The 4785-nt window shown below is 51.4% G+C and carries 4 protein-coding genes; 1 reads left to right on the top strand and 3 read right to left on the bottom strand.

All coding sequences use genetic code 11. From position 1 onward, the window contains the following. Positions 1-1006: glycoside hydrolase family 130 protein (locus ACESLU_RS11940; protein WP_372638875.1), on the top strand; the 1006-nt coding region annotated here is incomplete at its 5' end. A 116-nt stretch (positions 1007-1122) separates the two neighbouring features. On the opposite strand, the gene ACESLU_RS11935 is transcribed toward ACESLU_RS11940, so the two are convergent. The 3 genes from ACESLU_RS11935 to ACESLU_RS11925 all read right to left on the bottom strand — a co-directional run. Then, complete coding sequence (locus ACESLU_RS11935) at positions 1123-2199, bottom strand: 2-oxoacid:ferredoxin oxidoreductase subunit beta (protein WP_372638874.1); 1077 nt, start codon at positions 2197-2199, stop codon at positions 1123-1125. Between the two features lie 28 nt (positions 2200-2227). Continuing rightward, positions 2228-4105 carry a 2-oxoacid:acceptor oxidoreductase subunit alpha gene (locus ACESLU_RS11930; protein ID WP_372638873.1) on the bottom strand — a complete coding sequence of 626 codons (1878 nt, stop codon included), beginning with the start codon at positions 4103-4105 and terminating at the stop codon, positions 2228-2230. 149 nt (positions 4106-4254) lie between these two features. Next, on the bottom strand, positions 4255-4785 hold a 531-nt coding region (locus ACESLU_RS11925), incomplete at its 5' end, for a sodium:calcium antiporter (RefSeq protein ID WP_372638872.1).

The following is a 4785-nucleotide window of genomic DNA, read 5'->3' as shown; positions in this document are numbered from 1 at the left end:
AGGGAATCCCATCATTACCCCGAGCGATCATTCCACCTTTTATTGTCCCATGCGCGACAGCGTCGTACACTGGGAGTCAATGGCTACGTTTAACCCGGCAGCAGCAGTTAAAAATGGCAAAGTTCATCTGCTCTACCGGGCCGAAGACCTGACGGGAGAAATGAAAATAGGGGGTCACACTTCGCGGCTCGGGATGGCGATCAGTAACGACGGGCTGCATTTTAAACGACGGGACAGCCCCGTTTTTTATCCCGATGATGATGCTCAAAAAGAATATGAATGGCCGGGCGGGACGGAAGATCCCCGGATTGTCGAAACAGATGACGGCCGTTTTATAATGACCTATACCCAGTGGAACCGCGACACACCCCGGCTGGCTGTTGCTACCTCCGGGGATTTGAAAAACTGGGAAAAACACGGGCCTGCTTTTGAGGAGGCGTACCAGGGTAAGTATCATGATATGCATACCAAATCCGGGGCCATTCTTTCCCGCAGAGAGGGAGACCGGCTGGTCGCTACCAAAAAAGAGGGCAAATACTGGATGTACTGGGGAGTCCCGAAAATCTACCTGGCTACTTCGGACGACTTGATAAACTGGACGCCCGTTGAAAATAACGAGGGCGAGCTCCAAGCGGCACTGTCGCCAAGAGAAGGGTACTTTGACTCATGGCTGGTAGAGGCGGGTCCACCCGCTGTAATAACAGAAGATGGAATACTGGTGATTTATAATGCCGGTAACGACGGGGAGAATGGCGACCCGGCCATACCCGATAGCGTTTACACCGGGGGACAGGCGTTATTTGATTTGGATCAGCCCGGTGAGCTGGTAGAACGACTGGATAAACCATTCATTCAACCCGAAAAGGATTACGAAAAATCAGGACAGTATAAGAGTGGCACCACTTTTCTGGAAGGGTTGGTCCATTTCAAGGACCGGTGGTTTATTTATTATGGCACGGCGGATTCACGGGTGGGTGTCGTTTCCTGGGACCCTTCACATCAGTAAAAAAGGGGTCATCCGGGCTACGCGTCAAGTTTGCTATCTGTCAACCATTCATATAAAACAGAAACCCTACGGGATCGTTGAAATCCTGCAGGGTTTTTCTTAGACATAATGCCGGCTTACTTGATCTCCCAGGTTTCAGGGCCCTGCAGCAAATTGTCCAGCTCACCCTGTCCCTTTTGCTCTACAGCAGCATCAATTTGATGATTGACACCTTCATCATAACAGGGGCGTTCTACGGCATAAAGTACCCCGAATGGCCGCGGCATCTGTGTTTCACCGGGCGCAGGAGCGTCGAAGAATTGCGACAGCAGGTAGGACTTGGTTTTATCCCCTTCGTCGTGGGTCCAGAGGTCCTCTTTGCTATAACCACCGTCTTCAAGCGAAACCACTTCAGGTTTCAGGCCATCAAGGCGGATCCCCTTCTCATTATCCTTGCCGAATACCAGCGGCTCGCCATCTTCCAGGTAGATCGCCTCCCGGGGACGTGTTTTCCGGTCGGTAAAGAGTTCAAATGCGCCGTCATTAAACACAATACAGTTTTGGTAGATCTCCAGCATGGAGGTTCCTTTATGTTGATGTGACCGTTGCAGCATTTGCTGTAAGTGTCGGGGATCGCGGTCCATCGTCCGGGCCACAAAGGTGCCATCGGCTCCCATGCTCAGTGAAAGAGGATTGAACGGATGGTCGATCGAGCCGAAAGGAGTCGACTTGGTCGTGGATCCCTCCGGGGATGTCGGGGAATACTGCCCTTTCGTCAAACCATAGATCTGGTTATTGAACAACAGTAAATTCACATCCACATTTCGTCGCAGCAGCTGGACAAAGTGGTTGGCACCGATAGAGAGGGAGTCACCATCACCCGTGATGATCCAGACGCTCAGGTCCGGCCGGCTCACTTTCAGGCCGGTCGATATGGCCGGAGCTCTTCCATGGATGGAGTGCATGCCAAAGGTGTCCATATAATATGGAAAACGGGCTGCACAGCCGATTCCGGAGATAAATACGATATCCTCCCTGTCCACACCTATTTCCGGCATCGTTTTCTGCACCTGTTTCAGGATGGTATAGTCACCACAACCGGGACACCATCGTACATCCTGGTCGGAAGAGAAATCCTTGCTGCTGTATTTTTTCTCACCGTTTCCGTTCTCCTTCTGTTTCAGGTGTTCTGTTATTTTCGTTTCAATAGTCATAATGGTATGCTTTGAATGAATAAATAGGTTACGCTACTGAGGAGCCGATTCCGTTCTTTATCTCTTCTTTGAGCTCTTCCACGCCGAACGGCCGGCCTTTAATCTTGTTGATTCCTTTTGCCCGGATCATGAATTCCGAACGGAGCAGGCGCACCAGCTGGCCATTGTTGATCTCGGGAACCAGCACCGTGTCATATCCCTTCAGCAATGTTTCCAGGTTTCTCGGGAAGGGGGAAAGATAGCGGATATGGATATGGGACACGTCCACTCCCTCCTGTCTTAATTCATGCACGACAGTACGGATGGAACCGTAGGTTGATCCCCATCCTACTACCACTGTTTCACCGTTTTCCACGCCGTTGTCAATTTCCTGAAGTGGAATAAACTCAGAAATCTTGTCCCGCTTCGCCTCCCGCATCTTCACCATTTTCTCGTGGTTGTCGGGATCATAGGATACATCGCCGGTCTCATCCTCCTTCTCAAGACCACCGACGCGGTGTTCAAGTCCCTGGGTACCGGGTATCGACCAGGAGCGGACAAACCGTTCATCCCGTACATATGGTAAAAACTTAGCAGCATCACCATTTTCCTGTCCGTTGTTCGTCCGGGCCGGTTCAAATGTTACTTCTATCTCAGTCAAATCCTTTGTTTGGGGAAATTTCCACGGCTCAGAGCCATTGGCCAGGTAGCCGTCGGAGAGGAACATGACTGGTATCAAATGCTCCAGCGCAATTCGGCATGCCTCGAACACCGACTCAAAACAGTCGGCCGGTGAACTTGGAGCCACAATCGCAATCGGGCTCTCGCCATTCCGCCCGTACATTGCCTGCATCAGGTCGGCCTGTTCGGTCTTTGTGGGCATCCCGGTTGACGGTCCCGCCCGCTGTATGTTGAGTATCACCAGCGGCAGCTCCAGCATTACAGCCAGCCCAATGGCTTCTCCCTTCAGGGCGATACCCGGGCCCGAAGAACTGGTTACGCCAAGACTGCCACCAAAGGCTGCACCGATTGCGGAAGACACAGCTGCAATTTCATCTTCAGCCTGAAAAGTATACACGCCAAAATGTTTTTGTTTTGAAAGTCCATGCAGGATGTCCGAAGCCGGTGTTATGGGATATGAACCAAAGAACAACGGCAGTTTGCTTTGGTGAGCAGCAGATACGAGTCCCAATACTGTGGCGTCCGTACCGGTGATATTCCGGTAGGTGCCTGGTTTCAGCGATGCCTCCTTTACCGTATAACGCGAGCTGAACACCTCGGTGGTCTCACCGTAATGGTATCCTTCCTTCAGCACCTTGATGTTGGCATTGGCAATATCCTGCTTGTCCTTAAATTTCTTTTTCAGGAACGTAATCGTGGATTGAAGCGGCCGGTTGTACATCCAGTAGAGGAGTCCCAGTACAAACATGTTTTTACACCGTTCTACCTCTTTATAGCCGAGTGGGGAGTCTGACAGACTTTCTTTTGTGATCTTGGTGATGTCTACTTCGAGTACACTATAATCGGCCAGTGAATCGTCTTCCAGCGGACTTACTTCCGTCTCATATTTTGCGAGATTCAGATTTCGCTTGTCGAACCCGGACGTATTGGCAATAATGATCCCACCCGAACGCAGTAACGACAGGTTTGCCTTCAGCGCTGCTGCATTCATCACAACCAATACATCACACTTGTCGCCCGGGGTTAGGATCTCCTTGCTTCCGAAGTGAAGCTGGAAGGAGGAGACGCCCGGAACGGTGCCGGCCGGGGCACGTATTTCCGCGGGAAATTCAGGGAGGGTTCTAAGATCGTTACCCTCCAGGGCGGTGGTATTGGTAAAAAGGGAGCCGGTAAGCTGCATTCCGTCCCCGGAGTCCCCGGCAAAACGGATGGTGACTTCTTCCTGGACCTTATTTTGAATACTCATTTTGCGGTATCAGTATGGTGATTAAAGCTTAAGTTACAATTAACTTATGAATTTAAATGGAATAATGGGTGTTCGAATTGGTTCTTTTTTTTAAATCTGTGTTTTCAACGTGTATGAGAGGAGGCTGATCCGCCAGAACTGCACCCTGCTTACCCCGGCAGGGAGGGGATGGAATCGATCACCCCGAAATTCTCCAGTCCCATCCACAGCAGAAAGAGCAGGTACAATACAATTAATGTCATCGATTCTTTGCGTCCGAGGATCATGTTGGTGCGCATAAAACTAAACAGCAGCAGCGTTGCCAGGGTAAGCGCGCCCATCAGCGGGGCCGCCACCGTAAAATTGATGACGGTTGTTCCTACGATAAGTACGCCTATGGGTATACAGACCAGCAGGTCAAAAATGTTGCTGCCCAGCACGTTGGCCAGCGAGGTGACCGCATCACCCTTTTGAGCCTTGCGAATGCTGACAAAAGCGTCGGGAATGCTGGTACCGGCGGCGACGACCGATATGCCCCAGAGAAAGGAAGGCGTGCCCAGAAGATCCCCAAACTCAATGGCCGCCCGGACCAGCAGTTCCACCCCGATAAGGATGACGACCAGGCTTGCGGCCAGCAGGCCCCACTGTTTCAGCGGATTGATCTCGTTCGGCTCCAGCTCGGGTTTAAAGTCCATCGTATC

The organism is Fodinibius sp. (genome assembly GCF_041642155.1).
Taxonomy (GTDB): domain Bacteria; phylum Bacteroidota; class Rhodothermia; order Balneolales; family Balneolaceae; genus Fodinibius.
This window is presented reverse-complemented; position numbering and strand designations above follow the sequence as displayed.

What these genes read in the sequence shown, in the direction of transcription:
- ACESLU_RS11930 (WP_372638873.1), bottom strand. Translation starts at nt 4,105, where the DNA reads ATGAGTATTCAAAATAAGGTCCAGGAAGAAGTCACCATCCGTTTTGCC.
- ACESLU_RS11935 (WP_372638874.1), bottom strand. Translation starts at nt 2,199, where the DNA reads ATGACTATTGAAACGAAAATAACAGAACACCTGAAACAGAAGGAGAAC.